Origin of the sequence: Tritonibacter aquimaris (assembly GCF_009617595.1) — a bacterium.
In the GTDB taxonomy this organism is placed as follows: Bacteria; Pseudomonadota; Alphaproteobacteria; order Rhodobacterales; family Rhodobacteraceae; genus Epibacterium; species Epibacterium aquimaris.
The window spans coordinates 74,072-92,898 of sequence record NZ_WIXK01000011.1 but is presented as its reverse complement, the minus strand read 5'-3'; the positions used below and the strand labels follow the sequence as shown (position 1 = coordinate 92,898).

The 18,827-nt window shown below is 56.8% G+C and carries 14 protein-coding genes and 1 pseudogene; 2 read left to right on the top strand and 13 right to left on the bottom strand.

The window, feature by feature from the left end; genetic code table 11:
* Nucleotides 1-972: pseudogene (locus tag GG681_RS16145) on the bottom strand (glycosyltransferase); the annotation flags it as partial.
* Nucleotides 973-1,104: 132 nt separating this feature from the next.
* Complete coding sequence (locus tag GG681_RS16140; protein ID WP_153549068.1) at nucleotides 1,105-3,819, bottom strand: polysaccharide pyruvyl transferase family protein; 2,715 nt, start codon at nucleotides 3,817-3,819, stop codon at nucleotides 1,105-1,107.
* A 639-nt stretch (nucleotides 3,820-4,458) separates the two neighbouring features.
* Here GG681_RS16140 and glf point away from each other — a divergent pair.
* Nucleotides 4,459-5,631 carry a UDP-galactopyranose mutase gene (gene glf / locus GG681_RS16135; protein WP_194287211.1) on the top strand — a complete coding sequence of 391 codons (1,173 nt, stop codon included), beginning with the start codon at nucleotides 4,459-4,461 and terminating at the stop codon, nucleotides 5,629-5,631.
* Between the two features lie 9 nt (nucleotides 5,632-5,640).
* A complete protein-coding gene (locus GG681_RS16130) occupies nucleotides 5,641-6,309 on the top strand; it encodes a sulfotransferase family 2 domain-containing protein (RefSeq protein WP_153549067.1) in 669 nt (222 codons plus the stop codon).
* An 81-nt stretch (nucleotides 6,310-6,390) separates the two neighbouring features.
* Here GG681_RS16130 and GG681_RS16125 read toward each other — a convergent pair whose 3' ends face one another.
* The 11 genes from GG681_RS16125 to GG681_RS16075 all read right to left on the bottom strand — a co-directional run bounded on the left by GG681_RS16125 (nucleotide 6,391) and on the right by GG681_RS16075 (nucleotide 18,545).
* Nucleotides 6,391-7,431, bottom strand: coding sequence for a hypothetical protein (locus GG681_RS16125; RefSeq protein ID WP_194287210.1), 1,041 nt, complete (start codon nucleotides 7,429-7,431; stop codon nucleotides 6,391-6,393).
* A 5-nt stretch (nucleotides 7,432-7,436) separates the two neighbouring features.
* Entirely contained in the window at nucleotides 7,437-8,447 is a 1,011-nt protein-coding gene (locus tag GG681_RS16120) for a hypothetical protein (protein WP_153549065.1), read from the bottom strand.
* Nucleotides 8,444-9,469 carry a glycosyltransferase family 2 protein gene (locus GG681_RS16115; RefSeq protein ID WP_153549064.1) on the bottom strand — a complete coding sequence of 342 codons (1,026 nt, stop codon included), beginning with the start codon at nucleotides 9,467-9,469 and terminating at the stop codon, nucleotides 8,444-8,446. The genes GG681_RS16120 and GG681_RS16115 overlap by 4 nt, the downstream gene beginning before the upstream one ends.
* Complete coding sequence (locus GG681_RS16110; protein ID WP_153549063.1) at nucleotides 9,463-10,425, bottom strand: glycosyltransferase family 2 protein; 963 nt, start codon at nucleotides 10,423-10,425, stop codon at nucleotides 9,463-9,465. The genes GG681_RS16115 and GG681_RS16110 overlap by 7 nt, the downstream gene beginning before the upstream one ends.
* A 7-nt stretch (nucleotides 10,426-10,432) precedes the next feature.
* On the bottom strand, nucleotides 10,433-11,014 hold the full coding sequence (locus GG681_RS16105; RefSeq protein WP_153549062.1) for a hypothetical protein: 582 nt from the start codon (nucleotides 11,012-11,014) through the stop codon (nucleotides 10,433-10,435).
* A gap of 106 nt (nucleotides 11,015-11,120) precedes the next feature.
* Nucleotides 11,121-11,693, bottom strand: a complete 573-nt coding sequence (locus GG681_RS16100; RefSeq protein ID WP_153549061.1) for a class I SAM-dependent methyltransferase — start codon at nucleotides 11,691-11,693, stop codon at nucleotides 11,121-11,123.
* Between the two features lie 7 nt (nucleotides 11,694-11,700).
* The gene (locus GG681_RS16095) at nucleotides 11,701-14,280 is read right to left on the bottom strand and encodes a glycosyltransferase family 2 protein (protein ID WP_194287209.1); all 2,580 of its coding nucleotides are present in this window, start codon (nucleotides 14,278-14,280) and stop codon (nucleotides 11,701-11,703) included.
* Nucleotides 14,281-14,309: 29 nt separating this feature from the next.
* Complete coding sequence (locus tag GG681_RS16090; RefSeq protein ID WP_153549059.1) at nucleotides 14,310-15,287, bottom strand: GHMP family kinase ATP-binding protein; 978 nt, start codon at nucleotides 15,285-15,287, stop codon at nucleotides 14,310-14,312.
* Nucleotides 15,284-16,594 carry an HAD-IIIA family hydrolase gene (locus tag GG681_RS16085; RefSeq protein WP_194287208.1) on the bottom strand — a complete coding sequence of 437 codons (1,311 nt, stop codon included), beginning with the start codon at nucleotides 16,592-16,594 and terminating at the stop codon, nucleotides 15,284-15,286. The genes GG681_RS16090 and GG681_RS16085 overlap by 4 nt, the downstream gene beginning before the upstream one ends.
* On the bottom strand, nucleotides 16,591-17,211 hold the full coding sequence (locus GG681_RS16080; protein WP_153549057.1) for a D-sedoheptulose-7-phosphate isomerase: 621 nt from the start codon (nucleotides 17,209-17,211) through the stop codon (nucleotides 16,591-16,593). Before GG681_RS16080 ends, GG681_RS16085 begins: the two co-directional genes overlap by 4 nt.
* A 194-nt stretch (nucleotides 17,212-17,405) precedes the next feature.
* A complete protein-coding gene (locus tag GG681_RS16075; protein WP_153549056.1) occupies nucleotides 17,406-18,545 on the bottom strand; it encodes a peptidase G2 autoproteolytic cleavage domain-containing protein in 1,140 nt (379 codons plus the stop codon).
* Nucleotides 18,546-18,827 lie beyond the last annotated feature (282 nt).

The following is an 18,827-nucleotide window of genomic DNA, read 5'->3' as shown; positions in this document are numbered from 1 at the left end:
GAACCACCAGCCGCCATAGAGCGTGTCGGGCTGCGGCGCGACACTGTCAAACTGCATTTGAATGAGGGCGCGGTGGTTGCGCAGATCGGTGCCATTGGCGATCGGGTGGCACACGCCGTCAAACCAGGCACCGTTTTCCCACAGGGCCCATTTGTCCTGGCTGTTGATCATGGCACCGGCAATGGCGGTTTTGGGATCCCGCGCCAGGGCCAGCACCATATAGGTCCGGGCGATGTTTTCCATGTGAAAGGAGGCATCATCATCCATGAACAGACAATGGCTGGCGCCTGCCTCTTCGGCTTCCAGCAGGCCGCGGGCAAAACCTCCGGCACCGCCGAGGTTGCGGTTAGGGTAGGGGGTCACATGGGAGGAAGGCTGGATATTGGCGCTTTCGCCATTGTCGACCACCTGCACCCGGATGTGATCGGCAAAGGGAAACTCCTCTAGAAAGGCTTCGAGGCGTTCAACGGTTGCGCGCACGGCTGTTTCGCGGCGAAAGGTGGTGATGGAGACGGTGAGTTCGGGCAGCACGCGCTCCGGCAGGCTCCGGGTGGCAAAACGGGCGCGCTCCAGCACCACGCGATCACCTATGGCCGTGAGAGACACAAAAACCACCCCATGCGCGGTCTCCAGCAGATGGCTGAGATCAAGCTGGTAGGGGGCATCAGACTGTAAGGTGGTCACCTGCCGGTGGATCACCTCATAGGAATGCCCCGGTGCGGCATGGGTGATCTGCAGCTCCACTTCGCCTTGTCCGCTGAGTTCGACAAACAGACCATCCAGCTGGCAATGACGCCAGCTGTCGAGATTGAACAGGTTGAAATAGGTATCAAAAGACAGCCGCGAGGAACGGGGGATCACATAGGTGCCGCTATCATAAGACAGGCCGACGGTGCCCGCTTCGCGGTGGTACAGCTGGGATTCTGTACAGATGGCCGGGTCGGGGGCCAGGAAGTTCTGCAAGGTGATCATGAAAAGGCCTGTTGTTGGAGCATGACTGAAATAAGATGCGTAATTACGCTGTTTAGGCTCTGCTATGGTGTGCAGGACAGGGGGAAGCTGGGCAAAACCCCGCCCGATGGTGACCACCGGACGGGGGCTCATTTAGCGAGCGGGCGTCAGTTTCTTTTCCTGTCCATGGCGTTTGAGCACCTCACCCATGGAAATTCGCTTGGAGCGCGGTGTGAGCACATCGGAATCATAATGGCCGACGGCAATGAAAGAGATGAACACTTCGTTTGCGGGGATATTGAGCAGCTTGCGGATTTTACCTGCGCGTTCTGTGTTCATCGCGGTGTTGAGGCTGCAGCCGGCGAGCCCAACCTCTTCGAGCCCCAGCAGCAAGGTCATCATGAACAGGCCGCCATCCACATAGGGCTGGTTGCGTTCTGCTGCAAACAGGAAGGCATTGAGATCCACAGTCACCAGCAACAGGCGGGGGGGCATCTTATAGCCACCAAATCCGCCCTGGATGTTCAGTGCCGCCTTGATGGCTTTGGGATCGTCGAACTGATGCACCCGTGCGCCCTGACGGTTGCACACAGAAGGGGCCTGCATGGCGATCTGAACCGCAGCTTCGATTTGCGCATCGGTGACGGGGGTGTTGGTGAATTCGCGCACGCTGCGCCGCCCATTGACCACATCCAGGAAGCTGCGGCTGTCTGATGAGGTCCGCTGATCTTCGCGTGGTGCAGCGGCTTCCATCACGCCACCGGTTCGGCTGTCCGCATGCAGGATATAGTCCTGCACTTTTGGGGAAAACTGCGACCAGAAATGGGAAATGTCGCTTTTTAGGCTCTCATGGCGGCGATGATAGCTTTGCATGACTGCCGCCCCGGTCTGGAAGAAAATATCCTGCGGATCACGGCCATGTTTGAGCCAGCCGTTCATTTCGCGGGCCAGGGCAGGCACTGAGATCTTGCCAAAGCCGGCACGGAAGTTGGAGTGGCTCAGCCCTTTTTCGATCGCATGGGCATGAAACATGATCCGGGCGCGGGCGCCTTTTTTGTTTTTGGCCGAACTGTTCTGCGCCAGGCTGGCGGCAAAACGGGCGTGATCATCAAGCGCCAGGCTTTTGGAGACCTGCGCCGGGCCAGAGCCTGTGCTCAGGGGCAGGCCGGTGATGTCCTCGGTGGTGAGCTCTTGCAGCGAAATCGTATCGATCAGAGCTCCGGCCAGGCGACCACCGAAATGCACTGCCCCCAGCATGAACTGGCTGCAGTCTGCGAATTTGGCCACAAAATCAAATGTGTCTATGCGCCAGGAGGCTTTGGTGTCGCGCAGCGCCGCAGACCCGATGACCTGGAAGCGCTCGGTCTTGGGGTTGCGGATGTGCAGGTTGACGGCCGTGCCCCGGGTGCGCAGCCGCCAGCGGATGATAAGCCGGTAGGCCGCCCCTTTGTGCAGCTTTTGCGGCAAGTCGCAAAAGATGTGATTGCCGCGCACTGCCGCGCCGGGCTTGGGCAGCCCCAGCAAAGTGCCGCGGGGCAGGTTGACTATTTTCCATGCAGGGCTGTTGCTTTGGAACCGCAGCCGCTGTTGGGGCAGTGCTGCCGTCTGCCCCAACGCTCCGGTATGGCGGCCGAACACCCCGTCCGTATTGGGTTCAATCGGCCGCGGTGGTGCAATGGCAGCCGCTTTGGGCGCTGTTATCTGGCCTGCCGCATGAACCGTTTTGGCCGCCACGGTTTTTACCTTATGCTGTGCGGGCGTAGACAGGGCGGTTTTCAGCCAGCTCAGAGACTGTTGGCGTCCCTCGGTGAGATAGCGGTTGGCGGCGGTGAAATTGATCTTGCGGGAGATGAATTTATTGGCATCCACCCTTTCCTGACTGTCACCGGCATAGATGCGGCGGCGCTCGTCGAAGCCAAGCGCGCCCAGCAGCGATTTGAATCGGTCGATCCCGCGTTTGGTATTGTAGATCGACGAGAAGGGCTTTTGGAAGATGACCGCAAAGGCGGTGCCGTGAAAGCTGTCGGTGATGACGTAGCTGGCCTTGCGATAGGCTTCCAGGAAGTTCTCCGGCGCATCTTCGGCCAGAATGTCGAATTCGGGCTCGTGAAACAGCTCTTCTGTTTTGGCACGCCCTTCATCCGGATTGGGGATGATGAGGATCTTTTTAAAGCCAAGCTTTTTGGCCACCGTGCGTACGGTGGCTTTTTTGTCCGGATCAGGGTCTAGATAGAAAACTGCGAGATATTCGCCCGACTGGCGCACCGTGGCGCGATCTGCCAGCGCTTCGTAATGTTCGCGCTCTAGCAGGAATACAGGATCAACGGTCTGGGTGGCGTCAACATTGAACACATCGCGAGCGGTGTTGATGGCGTATTTTTCCCGTACCGAGATTGCAGTGAACTGCTGCAGGTTGGGGCGATGTTTGGCAATGAAATCCGGCTTGAATTTTGTGTTGTTGCGGTTGCCAAAGGAGGTGGCATAGGCAACCCGACGTTTGTCATCTGCTGCAAAATCCAGGAACAGATCACCGTTGACCCGTCCGATCAGCGGATTCCACAGCTGGTCGCTTCCCAGCAGGAAGGTGTCGACCTTTGCGTTCAGCTGCGACAGTTCGCTGTAGTGGATCTGATCGGTGTAGCTATAGCCGACCCTGTCGGCAAATTTCATCGACAGGATGTCTTTGGGCCATTTGACCCGGTAGCCATTGTAGCCCAGCGGTTCATGCACCATCAGCGCCTTGTAGCCCAGGTTTTCCACTGCCCGGTTGAGGCCGTAGTAGGTCAGGATCGAGCCGTAGTTCTTACCGTACCACCAGCCCAAGATGCCAACATCGAATTCACCTGCGTTGCTGGGGGTGTTCGTCATGTCCTGTGTCCTTAAATGCGTAAGATTCTGTTGTGTGATCAATTGGGCAGTCGACTGTTTATTCGTTACTTTTTTGTATCTGATCGGCGTTTTTAAAACCACAGCCTCTGTGAGGTCGATATGGTATTGCAATCGTATCGGACCGATTGATCCGGAACGATATTACGTCAAGATACGCGTCACCCACGTGCATGTTTACCAGATGCCCATTGGATCAAGAGAACCCATATCCCATGATCTCATAAGTACTGGGTGCACTTTTAAGCGATCCGGTTGAAGGATCAAGTGGCGCTGCAGGCTTGCGTGCTGAAAACTGCCGGGGCCGGTAACGTCCATGGGGGCTGTTCTTTTTTCGATCTTCAGGCAGCTGTACCGGTTTCAGCCGTCCGTCCAGGATGGCGGAACCCTTTGGCGCACACTTGTGGCACTTTGGCAGACATGTCACATACGCAACATATGTTTAAGGTTGAAACGATGTTGTGCTCAGAATCTTTAAGGCGGTGACTGCGCCGCCGCAACAGGAGGCCAAAAGGCCAACTGCGGGGCGTGAAAAACATGCTCTATCCAGCAGCTCGCATATGTGCTCAACCTGTGTCACCAATGCTGCGCGCAGGCGCGTTTCGAAGAAGGACTTACTTGATGATCTCCCAAAAGCTTTTGATGGTTGGGGCCGGCTTGTCTGGTGCTGTGATCGGACGGCATCTGGCGGAAGCAGGCCATGAGATCACTGTGCTGGATGCGCGCGATCATGTCGGCGGCAACTGCCATACCGAGCGCGATGAAAAGACCGGCGTCAATGTGCATGTCTACGGGCCGCATATTTTCCACACCGATGATGCGGAAGTCTGGGACTATGTGAACCGGTTTGAGACGTTTATGCCCTATAAAAACCGGGTCAAAACCACCTCGCTGGATCCAAATGGCGACCGCGGCGTGTTTTCCTTGCCGATCAACCTGCATACGATCAATCAGTTCTTTGGCAAAACCCTGCGCCCCGATGAAGCGCGCGCTTTCATTACGGAAGAACAGGCCGACACCTCGATCGAGGATCCGCAGACCTTTGAAGAGCAGGCAATGCGCTTTGTGGGGCGCGATCTCTATGAAGCGTTTTTCAAAGGCTACACCATCAAACAATGGGGCATGCACCCTTCGGAACTGCCAGCCTCGATCCTGAAACGCCTGCCGGTGCGGTTCAACTACGACGACAATTATTTCTTCCACAAATATCAGGGCATGCCGGAAAATGGCTATACCCAGATGGTGGAAAAAATTCTCGACCACCCGGGCATTACCGTCAAGTTAGAGACTGTTTTTGACCGGTCCATGGGCGAGGAATACGATCATGTGTTCTATTCCGGGCCGCTGGATGGCTATTTCAACTATGAGCTGGGGCGGTTGGGCTATCGCACCCTTGATTTTGAACGCTTTGAATTTGATGGCGACTATCAGGGCTGCGCGGTGATGAATTACGGCGAAGAAAGCGTGCCCCATACCCGCATCACCGAACACAAGCATTTCTCCCCCTGGGAAAGCCATGAGGGCTCGGTGTGTTACCGCGAATTTTCCCGCGCGGCCACGCCTGATGACATTCCCTACTACCCCATTCGCCAGGTGAAAGAAAAAGCCCAGCTTGCCGATTATGTGGCGCTGGCGCAACAGGCGAAGGGGGTCACATTTGTCGGCCGTCTGGGCACCTACCGCTATCTTGATATGGATGTGACCATCCGCGAAGCGCTGGATACCGCCCGCGGCTTTGAAGCGGCGCTGAAACAGGGCGAAGCTGCGCCTGCGTTTTTTGTTGAACCCGTTTAGGAGAGACTGATGATTGTCTCAGACAGCGAAAAATTTGTCTTTGTGCACAACCCTAAATGTGGCGGCATGAGCTGCCACAATACGCTGTTGAAATATGATACGCGCGACAACCTGTTCTTTGAATGGCGTCCGGTGAACCCGGCTGGCAAGATTTTGGACATGGCACATATCACCCCGTTTCAGATGCGGCGCTTTTTCCCAAAAGCGTTTGAGGAGGTGCAGGGCTATGTGAAGTTCACCTTTGTGCGCGACCCCTATCAGCGTTTCATGTCTGCGGTGTCGCAGCATTTGAAATTGGGCACACATTTCATGCGCCAGGCCATTATCGATGAGCCGGATGTGTTTTATGCGGTGGCAGCCCGGTTTGCCCTGAGCGCGCTGAAAACCCATGATGTGGAAAATGAGCACAAGCTGGTGCATTTTCGCTTGCAGTGCAATTTTGCCAATATCGACGGGCGTCGCTGGGTCGACCATGTGTTCCATCTAGAGGACCACAGCGCATTGCGTGGCACTCCGGTGGAAGGCTGGTTGCCGGATATGTTCAGCAATAAGGCCAACCGGACCAGTGATCGCTATGACAGCGGTTATGACGCGGAACGATTGGGCACAAAGGCCATTGCGGCGCTGAACACATTCTATGCGCGCGATTTTGAGACCTTTGATTACAAGAGGATCTGAACGGGATTCAGGAGGTGAGTTTCAGAGCCTAACCTGCGGGTTAAGCTCTGAATGTATTGCGCCCCTATGCGGGGCGACCAATTAGGACGATGTTTTCCCCGCAGGTTTTGTCGCCTGGGGTTTGCGGCCCAGCAGCGCCTCGGGGGCCTGATGCCACAGCAGCTCCAGCAGCAGATCCTCAGGCAGCTCTGTGGGTCGGATACGCTCTGTCTGCCCTTCAGGCACCGGGGGGAAAAACAGGTCGACACTGCAATCTGTGCCCGCCAATGCTTTGGCGTTTTCTTCGCGGAAATACAGCCTCAGCTCTTCTGCCTGTACCGTGGAGAGCTGCATTTTCAGCTTGCCGCCATGGTCTTTGAAATAGGCATCTGCCTGATTGGCCAATCGCACCAGCCCCGATTGCTGCTGGCGCTTGATCTTGCTGTTCTTATTGAGACGCCGCAGCAGCTCAACGCTGCGATAGTCCAGACCTTCATTTTGGGGCGGCATGAGCTCCATCCCCTCGGCAGATGCGCCAATGAGGGGCAGAAAATCATAGAGCGGCTCGCCTTTGTGCCAGAGCGCGGGCAGGAAGGGGCGCACGATAACATTGTCTTTGCCAAACACCTCGCGCCACGGGGCGAGCCTATGGGCAAAATGCAGGCGACTTGCATTGGGGAAGGCTTTGAAATCCAGCGGTGCGGCGCGGCCGGATTTGACCATTTCTTGATAGGTCGACAGGATATAGCTGTCCTGACGTCGAATATAGGCGATCGGGATGACGTTGAAATCGGCAAGCTGTTGTTGCAGCCACGCGACCTGATCATGTTTCACAGTGGCGTCGCAAAACGCCTCGGAAGAGAGCACCAGCGTGTTGCAGCCGCTGTTGGCGAAATCGGCAAACAAGCGATCATAGGCACGGTCCAATGTTTTGGCCTTGTCCGGCAACAGCCAGCTTAATGTGCGCCCGGGCAGCGCCGCCGCCAAAGGTGCATGCTGCCAGCGCTGGGTATAGGGCGCGCGCGGGTTATACGGGTAGAAAATCCCCTGCTGAGCCAACGCGGTTTTGTTCATGGCCAGATTGTGCTGTAGGCTGGTGGACCCGGTTTTGTAAAATCCGATGTGTAAAAAAACTGTTTTCATAACCATTACTGTCTGTTCTCTGGGTCGGAAGACCCTAATATATTGGGCTGTGCCAGCGCGGTGACCAGCTCAAACAGCAGCTGTTCAGGCAGCTCGGCGGGCGGCAGGCAGGCGGCGCACCCGGGGTCGGGCGCGGGGAAAAAGAGATCCACATCAATCCCGCTCCCTTCCAGAGCGCGGATATTGCTGTTGCGATAATACTGGCGCAGGGTCTCGCTGTCGGTGCTGGAGAGCTGCATTTTGCGCGGGCTGAAGTCCGCAGGCATGATATCTTTCAGCCCGCGGCACAGCCTGAGCCAGCATTGCTGGGGCAGCTCCAGCTCATTGGCGCGGCGCAACAGTTCCACTACGCGGTAGTCCAGCCCCTCATTCACGGGAGGGCTCAGCTGCAGTCCGCGATACTCCAGCCCCAGAGCAGAGAGAAAATCATAAAGCAGCACGCCTTCATGCCAGAGTGCCGGAGCAAAGGGGCGCACGATCACCCGGTCTGCGCCAAAGATTTTGCGCCAGGGTGCCAGCCTGTGGGCAAAATCGAGCTGTCGCCGTTTTGTATGGGCGCAAAATTCAAACCGATTGGTCCCACCGTTTTTTATATCTTGCTGGTATCTGGAGAGGAAATACTGGTCCTGGCGGCGGATATAAGCCAGAATCGTGGTATGGTAGTCGGCGAATTGGTCTTTGATCCAGCTGATGTTCTGAGGCGTCATATCCAGACCGCCAAAGCTTTCTGAGGACAGGAGCAGGGTCTCAAACTGCTGTTGTTTCAGCGCCGCATGCAAGCTTGGATAAGCCTGATCCAATGTGGCACGCTTCTTTGGCGCCATCCACGTAATCCGGCGTTCTGACATGGCTGTAGCCAGAGGCAGATGCTGCACCCGTTGCATATAGGGTGCACTGGCATCATTGGGATATAATACGCCCTGCGCCTGCAGCGCGTCTGCATTCAAAACAAGATCGGTTTGAATAGAGGTTGACCCGGTTTTGTTGAAGCCAATGTGCAAAATCAGCCGCTTCATTTGTCTGCCTTTGAGCTCTCTTTTGGTTTTAAGGCGTTCAAAAAACCCAGACGGTCGTTGAGTTTCAGCGCGGTGAGCTGTGTGATCTCGGCCCAGCTACGGTCTTTGTGTTCCAGATATTCAAAGAACCGATCCTGCGGATAGGGGGCAAATGCGGCAGTGGCCTGATCGAACAGGCGGTTGAGCCCATGCGGCGAGACATAGCGACCACACCAGAGCACGTGATCGGCCAGCCAACGAAAATAAGCCGCATCAAAGGTTGCATCCTGTTGCGTCGCGTCCAGGGTCTGCGCAATGGTTCTGGCATGATCAAAGATCTGCAGCGGTTTCACCCCCATGCTGGTGACGGTCTGGCCCTGCCGTGCCATGCGATGGGTATGGGTGATGGCGTCAAATAAAATGAACTGCTCCGCGCGCAGCGTGGTTTCCCAGTGAAACGGGTTGTCTTCAAAAAAATAATCGCCCACCGGGAAGCGGATCTTGTGGCGCTCCAGGAAGGCGCGGCGATAGATCTTGCGCCAGGGAAACGGAGCCATCTGCAGCAACAGCTGCTGGCGTGTGGTCTTATCCGCTTCGCGCGCGGCCTGTGCCCAGATATGGGCTTCGGGGTAGCGGGTATAAGAGCCGGTGTTGTTCCAATATTCCTGACAGCCGCAAACGATGAAATCGGCACGGCTCTGGGCCAGCTGCTGTACCGCCTGTGCCAGCGCCTGTGGCTCTACCCAATCATCACCATCCACCATGATGATAATATCACCGCTGGCGTGATCCAGCCCTGCATTGGCGGCGCAGGCCACTCCGCCAATGGTGTTTTGCGCAAAAAAGATCGGCTTGTAGTGGACCTTGTTTGGATCTGCCATCTGTCCGATGCAATCGGCCACCTGCCGAGTGGCATCGGTGGAGCCATCGTCCACCACAATGAGCTCGAGTGCCTCAAAACCGGCATCAATCACCGATTGCATCGCCGTGGCGATATAGGGTTCAACATTATAACTGGTGAGGATCGCGCTGACTGTTACCATGCTTCGTCCCCCGTCTCGTCTTGAGGCTGCTCTGGTGGCGCAATTTTGGAGTTGGACCAGAAGCGTTCGGCTGCGTCCTGATAGCGCTGGGTCCAGCTGTTGCCTGCCTCATCCTGTTTCAGCGTGGTGATCATCCAGGTGAAGATTTCCTCGCAGAATTCGGCAAAAACAGGCTCTAAGCTGAGCGCGTCGGGATGGCGCAACAGCTCGTCTTCAACCTGGGCCAGCAGATCGACCACCGCCAGGCGCTTTTCACCCACATAGTGGGTGGCCCGTCCTGCGGCGGGCAGCTCAAAATGGGTCAGCAGCGGGGGCGCCCAGTTCAGCACCGCAAAATCACCGCAGCGCAGGAAGCACTGCCAGTGAAACAGAATGTCTTCATGCATGCGGTAATCGGGAAAGCGGATCTCCTGCTCCAGCAGGAAGTCCCGCCGATAGAGCTTGTTCCAAGGGAAATTCACCGTGCCAGCGGCCTCGGGACAATCCTTGAGACGCAGGCTCTCGGCCGGGTAGCCACCGCGCGCCAGATTGCTGAAGAACTGCCGGTCCGCCAGATGCATATTGTAGCTGTGGATCTGATCCTTGCGGGTGGCGAGATGGTGCTTGAACAGGATGAAATCCTGGCGAAGGTCCACCTGATCAAGCAGCGCAAAGATATTGGGGGTCAAAATATCATCTGCATCTAGAAACAGCAGCCGATCCGCGCGGGCATTTTCAATGCCAAGATTGCGCGCGGCCGCAGGGCCCTGATTGTGGGGCTGACGGTGATACTCAAGCGTGACCGAAGCGGGCAGGCGGGCCTGTTCCACCACCTCGGCGGTATTGTCTTCGGAGCCATCATCCACCAGCAGGATTTCAACCGCTGCGCTGCAGGTTTCAAAATAGCGCAATGTGCGGGCCAGTCCGGAGGCGTCATTGTAGGCGGGAATGACCAGGCTGTATCGCGGCGACATCATATGGGCCTCAGATCAGCAGCGCTTCAACAGCGTTGAGCGTGATATCAAAGCTTTGACCTTCGAAGAAGAACAGAATTTCGGCAGACCTGGCTTGTTGCAACAGGTCCGGATCCAGCTGCAGCGTGATCAGGTCTTCCTGTGCGCCGCCGGTGCGCACCACAATATTGCGGGCAAAAACATCACGGAACCCATCCGGGAAAATATAGCGCAGGCAGATGCGGAACCGCGCGTTGCCGGGGCCGGAGGTTTTGATGAGCTGGCCCAGATAGCGCCCCTGGCGCAGGCTGTCGATATTGAGCGCATAAGAAAACGTATACCAACGGCTCTCGCCGCGTGTGTCCAGCGTCAGCTGCAGCCCGTCCGTGACCGGGGCGATGCGGGTCTGCACCCCTTTGTCGTTTTCATAATCCAGCCAGATCCCATCCGACAGGCGATGGCGGGCGGTGGGGGTGGTGGTTGCCGTCACCGCATCAGACAGTGCGATAAGCCGTGCGTTTTCAACGGCAAAAGGATCAGCAGCCTGTTCCAGGGCGGCAGCCAAACTGTGCAGCAGAGAAGGGGAAACGTCTGGGGAAGCTTTGCTTTTCATCGGACCTGGCCTTGGAAGAAGGGGGGCGCATATTTTATATTATTCATACATATCCGTGACCAGAGAGCGAAGAGGGATCATCTCTGTGCCACAATAGCGAGACATATCACGGCGTCGTGTGATTGTGCTTTTTAAAAGCGATCTGGCTGCCGATTTTCGTGTCGAGCTCAACGGGGCGCTCGATCAGAAATTCATTGCAGGCCCGGATAACATCCGTGCCCCACCAGCCAGTGGAGCGGTAATCATCTACCATGATATGGCCCCCGGGTTTGACTTTGTTGAACCAGCCATTCAGGTCTGCTCTGACGGCAGGGTAACGGTGATCGCCATCGATATAGACAAAATCCAAACTGTTGTCTTCCACATGCGCTAAGGCTGCGAGGCTGTCCATGCGCAACAGGTTGACCCGTCCGCTGGTGCATTGCTTGGCGAAGCGTTTCTGGACCTGTGCATATCGAGCATCCAGAATCTCTTGATTGAGGCCGCTGCCGCCATAAAGGCTGCCCTCCAGATCAGGTTGGTATTGCCATGGGTCGATCAAATAAAGCTTCTCGGGTTGCGCATATTGTAAAATGCGTTTGGAAAACCCGCCTTCATGGACCCCGATTTCAGCCCCGATACCACCTTTCCTAGCCTGAAAGAGGAGGCTCGCCCGCTCGTCAAGAATTGCTTTGATCATAGCAGGGTTACTCCCAACGGTTCTTCAGGGCATTTCCCTGCAAAAATTCCATAAACTTTGGTGGTACAAGCCAATAGGAGTTGTCAATCTTCAGCTGTATGATGCGGAACGGGCGGCGTCCTACACGCTGATTTGTGGGCAGTTCCAGCTCGATTTCCCGCTCGCCATCGGCCCAGAGCTGAGCGAGGAGGCTCGGATCCACCAAAGTCAGAGCTTGTCCTTCCCACTGTAGCAGCGGCTGGGGCAGCGCCCCCGATGATGCTATGATCTTCAGATCTGTTGCGACTTCGTCGGGCTGCAAAGTGGCCCCCACACAAAGCCCCCGGTCTTCGCGGGTGATGAACAAGATCCTGTCATGGTTTGACTTCCGGTAGGCCTTGTCCAGCCCCTGCAAAAAGTCGGTGGTGGTCTTTGCAACCAGCTCCGGTTCCGGGGTCAGCTGCAATGCGGCAAGCTGGTGGTCGAGCAACTGTTCCATATCCGCAGGGCTGACAGGACGTTCGCCGCCGGATGTTGTGCCGAAACGCGCTTCATAAGCAGCGATCTGCGCTGCATGGCTCTGGCGGAACTGTTTGAGACCCGCAGCCATTTGCCGGGTCAGCCCTTTGTCTGCCGCCAGTTCCGCATCGGTATCAACGTTTTGGAATGCTGTGGTGAGCGCCTCGCGGTCGAGCCCCTTGGTCCGTTTCAGCCCACGCAATACGGCGGCTTGCAACGGGGTCTGAGACTGGTTTGTCAGGCTCGCAGGGACTGGGGCAAAACCGGCATTGGAGATGCCCATGATCTCAAAGAACCAGGGTTCGATCCCGCCGGTCTGGCGAATGGTCTCAAAACAGCCGATGTGCAGTTGGCTCACCTGTTCGGGGGCTTGCAGCGTGTCGGTAATGGCTTGGCCGTCAAACAGGCCGCGTGCGTCAAGATCTGCAGCCAGATCGCTGAGCGTGTTGGAGAACTGGTTCCAGGGGTTGCCGCACATCTCGACATAAAGCGAGCTCAGCCAGCTTTCTGGGTGACGCAGGACGCAGACAACTTCCAGCTCAATGCCTTCAAAAAAGGCGGCCAACTTGGCAAATTCCGCACCATTGGTCCAAAACCGGGGAGAGACGATATTCTCCGCTGAGAGAACCAGCGTGTCGATCGGGCGTCCAGCAATACGGGCGGCCTGTTGCACCTCGGCGGCGAGACCCTGTTGCAGGTTTTCTTCGTCATTCAGGATGGAATGCACCAATACCGCATGCCCAGGGGTGCGATCGCGGCGGATGCTGAATTCCCGATTGGTGCCAAACAGCGGGTAGTGTACGCCCGCTTCCATCAGGGCAAAGCGATTGCGTTCCAGAACCTGCTGCAGGGTTGAGGTGCCGGTCTTGGGCAACCCGGTGTGCAGGATGACTTTCTTGACCAGATCTTGCAGTGGGGCGGGAGCTTCGGCGCCAGCTTGGCCGGGGGCTTTGCGGCGGAAAGACCAGACACGTGTCAGGATTTCTTCGCTGCTGTCGTCCACATGGCGCAGCTCTGCCATCCGATCCAATGGGAGTTTGGGCTGGCGCAGCAGGTCAACAAGCAGATCATTGTCACCGTTTTTCAGCGCGAGGCGCAGGATGTCCATACGGGCTTCGCGTAAGAAACCATCCTGGGCACCGGTGTCCAGCACCGTATCATCATAGAGCTTTGGCAGATCCTCCACCATGGTGCGCAGGGCAGCAAAATAGTGTTCGACCAGGGCCCGATGCCGGGGATAACGGGACAGGCGGCGACAGATGCCCGCCCAATATTCATCCAGCTGCCGCAGATAGATGATCGCATTGGCGCGTTCAAAAACAGTGCTGGAGCGGTCTTGCTTGCGGGCGGCAGCAAAGGCTGCGTTCAACTCTGTCAGGTGCTGCACATATTGCTGCAGCTGCCCCGCATCGATCTGTTTGAACGAGGAATTGGCCACATTGAAATGGTCCACCACAAACAGATTGCTTGTGGCGATTTTCTGCGCTTTGAGGAAGGCTTCGATGACAAACAAACGGTCTTCGCGCTGTTTGAGCCGGGGTGAGAAAATGACCTCATTTTCTTCCAAAAAGCTGCGGCGATAGAGGATTTGCCAGCAGCTGACTACATTCACCAGTTCTGGTGCGCTGGCCACACTGTGGATTTCGCCGGGGGCCAGGTTGATGCGGCGGGACTGGCGGCGTGCCATGGCGGGGGAGACATTGTAAAACCGTGCCACCGACATATCGAGGTCTGCGGCATCCGCTTCGGCGACCCAGCGGGCGAGAACATCATTGGCGCAGAAGGCATCATCGCTGTCCAAAAGCGCAATATAACGCCCTTGTGCTGCTTTTAGACCTTCGTTGCGTGCGGTGGCCTGGCCCATGCCGCCGGGGCGATAGATGGTCTTGAGCGGCGCGTCCGGGTTGTCACGCTGGATGGCTTCAAGGATATCACGGGTGAAATCCTTGCCCTCATCATCGACTAAAATTACCTCCAGGCTGATCCCTGTCTGGGTCAAACAAGACAACACCGAGCGCTTTAGGAAAGGTTCGGAGTTATAAGAAGGAATGATGATGCTGACATCAACGCAAGAGGAAGGCCTGGACATGGTGCTCATTTCGTTGGCAAAGAGAGGTATTAGCGATCGTCAAATATGACGGTGCTGCCGGAATTATCGATTTTCAGATGGTGGGCGGGCAGGTGAGACAGCTTTTCTAGCAGGCCTGCTTGCTTGTTTTGCGGGCAATAGGTGAGCAGAAAACCACCAGCACCGGCCCCCAGCAGCTTACCACCAAGCGCACCTGCGGCCATGGCCGCCTCATAGGCCTCGTCAATCAGCGGGTTGGAAATTGCACTGGAAAGCGATTTCTTGAGCGCCCAGCCCTCGCGCAGATAATGCCCCAGACAATCCACATCAGTGGCGATGTCCTGCTTCAACTGATGCGCCTGTGCGGCCATGTTTTCCAGCGATCGGAACACGTCCTCCTGGGTGGCGGTTGCCTCGTTTTGCTTGGCCAGAATGGCGGAGGCGCTGCGCTGGTTTCCCAGGTAAAACAGGATCAGGTTGTTTTCCAGCTTGCGGCGCTCTTCCTGACGCAGGTGGATCGGCTGCACTTCGACACTGTCATCGGTGTTGAACTGAATGAGTTTGAGCCCGCCTATGGCAGCCCCGTATTGGTCCTGTTTGCCGATTGGCTCCCCAAGCACATCGATCTCGATCTCACAGGCTTCCTTGGCCAGAGCCCGCTGCGAGATATAGCGGTGCTGGCTGGTGTGTACCAGTTGCAGCAAGCTGACGGTAAAGCTGGAAGATGATCCCATGCCGGTGCCTGCGGGCACATCCGCAGCAGATGAGAAATCAGCGTTTTCCACTCCGTAGCGCTGAAACACGGCCTGGATAATCCGGTGTTTGATCTGGGCCGCGGTTTCCGGATGCTCAGTCTCGGAATATTTCAGCAAAAAACCCTTTTGGGCAAAATGCGGATGCATGGTCAGGTAGAAATATTTATTCACCGCCATAGAGACTACCGCACCGGGAGAGCGACGGTAAAACGATGCCAAATCGGTGCCGCCGCCAACAAAGCTGACGCGCAGGGGGGTACGGGTGATAATCATGGGGCCAGCCCTTCTTTCGTCAGGATCATGCTTACGGCTTCAACAACCGTGGTTGCGCTTTCGGCTTGAGGATGCTGGGCACCGCCCACAACAATGCAGCGACAGCCTGCGGCAAGCCCCGCCTCGATGTCACGGGCGTGATCGCCGATCATCCAGGACCGGGTGAGGTCGATATTGTGACGGTCAGCGGCCGTCTGCAGCATGCCGGGGGCAGGTTTGCGGCACTCACAGGTGATCTTCAGTTCCTCGCGCTCCCCCGCGAACCCGCGCTCAGGGTGGTGGGGGCAATACAGCAGATCATCCAAATACCCGCCGCCCTCTTCGGCCAATGCCCAGTCCAGTCGATTGTGAACCTGGCGCAGATCTTCAAAGGACATGAAGCCTTTGGCGATGGCGGGCTGGTTGGTCACACCAATGGCCAAGAGGCCGCTTTTGTTGACTTTGTACAATGCCTGTCCGGCACCGGGGATCAAATCCAGCATGTCGGGTTTGAATACGCCATCAATTTCCCGGTTCAAAACCCCATCCCGGTCAAAGAAGATAGCACGTTGCAGATGCTGGTAGCTGCGGGCCGCGACCGTCCCTGCCGCAAAATCGCGCCGCCCGCGTTCAATCCGCTTTGGGGTGCCGATATCCTTGAGATATTCGCTCCCACGATAGGCGAACAGTTGATGTGCCCCCTTGGCGGTGATGCCAGGCAGGATGTCACGCCCCCAATCGATCACTTCGGTGGTCTGATCAGGCAGATATGACAGGATCACCGGATCAAAAAGATAGAAGGCGGCATTGACCAGATTGCCGCAATCGGGGTTCTGATGGGGTTTGGCAATAAAGGCACGCACCAGACCATCGTCGTCCACATCCACCAGATCGCTGTCTTCGGGGTGATCATTTGGATGCACGTAGAGCGTGCCTGCCCCCCCTTTTTCACTTGCAAAAGCAAGGAAGCGTGCGATGTCCGTTTCAAACAATACATCCCCATAAACCACCAGAAACGGCTGGTCGAGGTGCTCTCGTAGCTGGGTGAAACTGCCTGCGGTTCCCAAAGGGGCGGTTTCGACGACGATGTCGACCGTGGTGCCTTTGGGGGCATGTTTGGCGAAATGTGCCTCAATATAAGAGGCTCCATGGCCTGCCAGCATCAAAAACCGCCGCACGCCCTGATCGGCCAGGTGCGTGACCATCCGCTGCAACAGCGGTATGCCCTGCATGTCCACCATGGGTTTGGGAATATCGCCAAGCCCAAGGCGTGTGCCTTTTCCTCCAACAAGGAAGACGGCTGTTACATCCTTCGGCGCGAGGCTCACCAGCCCAGTGTCCCTTCGCGGCGCCGGGCGATGACCAAGGTGATGACATGCATCAGAGACTGGTGGCAATCTTCGACCACGGCATAATTGTCTACGGGCACATACAGCGGGATATCTGCCAGTTCTGCCAGCTTGCCACCAGCAAACCCGGACAGGCCAACAACGGCCACGTCCCGGCTTTTGGCTTCTGTGACGGCGTTGATGATATTGGCGCTGTTGCCGGAAGATGAAATCGCAATCAGCACATCCTGTGGCTGGCAGAAATATCCGACCTGTTTTGCAAAGACATGTTCAAGGCCAAAATCATTGGCAAGCGCGCTGATCAGCGCAGGGGCGCTCGCCAGAGACTGAACAGCCAGGGCCGGGTGCCCTTCGGTGTCGGTGCCCTTGGCAAAATCGCACACCAGGTGATCGGCGATGGCAGCGGAACCACCATTTCCGACAACATAGAGCCGCTTGCCGTTGTCAATTGCGGTCTGGATCGCGGTGATTGCCTGTGCAAGTGCGGCGACATCAACTGCTTTCAGGCCACGGGAGAAATCTTGTATATAAGCGTCGACAAATTCATCGAGTGAGGACGTGTTATGAAAAACGTTGCGATGCCTAGGGTCAAGCATATGTAATATCTCACTTTTTATTCTGCGACTTGCAATGTTTTGCGTGTGTTCTACCACGGCAGTACTACGGATTTCTTAGAGCATGTGGCTGTTTCCCATACAAGTCTCAAGTTTGAACACAACGCGTGAATTATGGGCGAATTCAGGGGCTCAGTTCTGAGGGGGTGCTATGTCGTATGTGGGAAGGGGCCGCGCTAGCGCAGCAGCCAGCGTTCCAGCCCGTCTTTGGCGGGGGCTAGTCGATGCCAGCGGGGGTCTTTGGGCTGATCTGCGCGCAATGTGAGCTTGCCCAAAAGCCCGACCATTGCCCATTCTGGGCGCGCGGCGCGGGGGATATAGGCCTTGTTAGGGTCAAATTCTGGCGCAATCACATCTGTTGGGCTGCCATAGGCATCGCGCAGGTATTTGCCGGGCCAATGGTTGATATCTGCATCCCCAAGCAGCGCGGGATGGCTGGAAATCACCCCGATGGGGCATTCATCCATACGGGCGGGGCGGATCTTTTCACCTTCCAGAACCACCGAAATGCCGCGCCGGTCTTCGCCCTTTGGGTTGCCATCGCACCATTCAAAAAACTCCGCATAATCGGCGCCGCCTGATTGCCAGCTGCCGGCCGCCAGACCATCGCCGCCCGCGGTAAGGCGAAACCTTGCCTGACCTGCTGCGTCGATGCGCAAAAGATCACCGCTGGCCTCTGGCTGGCTGAGGGTGAGACGCGGCGCATTTGCGCGATCAGAAAACACCAGCGCGTCAGAAAAATTGCTGCCGTCGGTGCTGAGCTTCAGGCTGAGATCATCGCTGCCCGCAAGGCCAAGCTCGGCGCGGCTGCTGAAACCGGTCTGAAACAGCAGGCTACTGGTGTCGGTGCTGCTGGCTTTGTTGAGTTTCATCTGATGACCCGCGCCTGTGTGGCTGAACAGCGTCGCCTCGGATGCCACCGACAGCCGGTTTAGCCCATCTGCTGCGGTATTTACCCCCATTTGCGGCGTGCGCTGGCACGGCAGCGGCTGCCAGCCTGCGTCCCAGATATACATCTGCTGGCTCTCAAGATCCCACAGCTGCCAGCCCGGACGCGGGGTGAGAAACAGCCAGCCGCTGTCTTGCCAGAGCGCCAGATCATCGCCGTGCCCGGCCCAGTCCCCGGCCGGCGCAGCACCAAGCGCGTAGATTTCACCGGGAACGGGGGGCTCTGGCGGGGTGTCTGCATCGCGGGCCTGCACCACCAGCTGCACCAGCGCATCCAGACGGCTGAGCGCGGCATTGTGGGTCACATGTTTTTGCGCCTGTGCGGGCAGGATGAAAGGCAGATCAAGGCGGGGCGAAAGATCAGACATGAGCGGGCTCCTGAAAGGCTGCAAAACAAATTCCGCCTGAGCCTGACAGTTGCGGTTCAACAGGGTGCTAACGGGGCGTACGCCCCCCTGGCAACACCTGTTCCAAGGGTCTGAAAACAGAGGGGAAACTGCCGTTGCACCATGATGCATCTGGAGCAAAACCAGATCAAAGCACGGCATAATTGCGACCGATTGTTGTTAGATTGAAAACAATCTTCACCATTTTGCCGCAATCTTGCTCTGATCAGCACCGTTGCACAGCTTCAGCCTGTGTAAATCGGG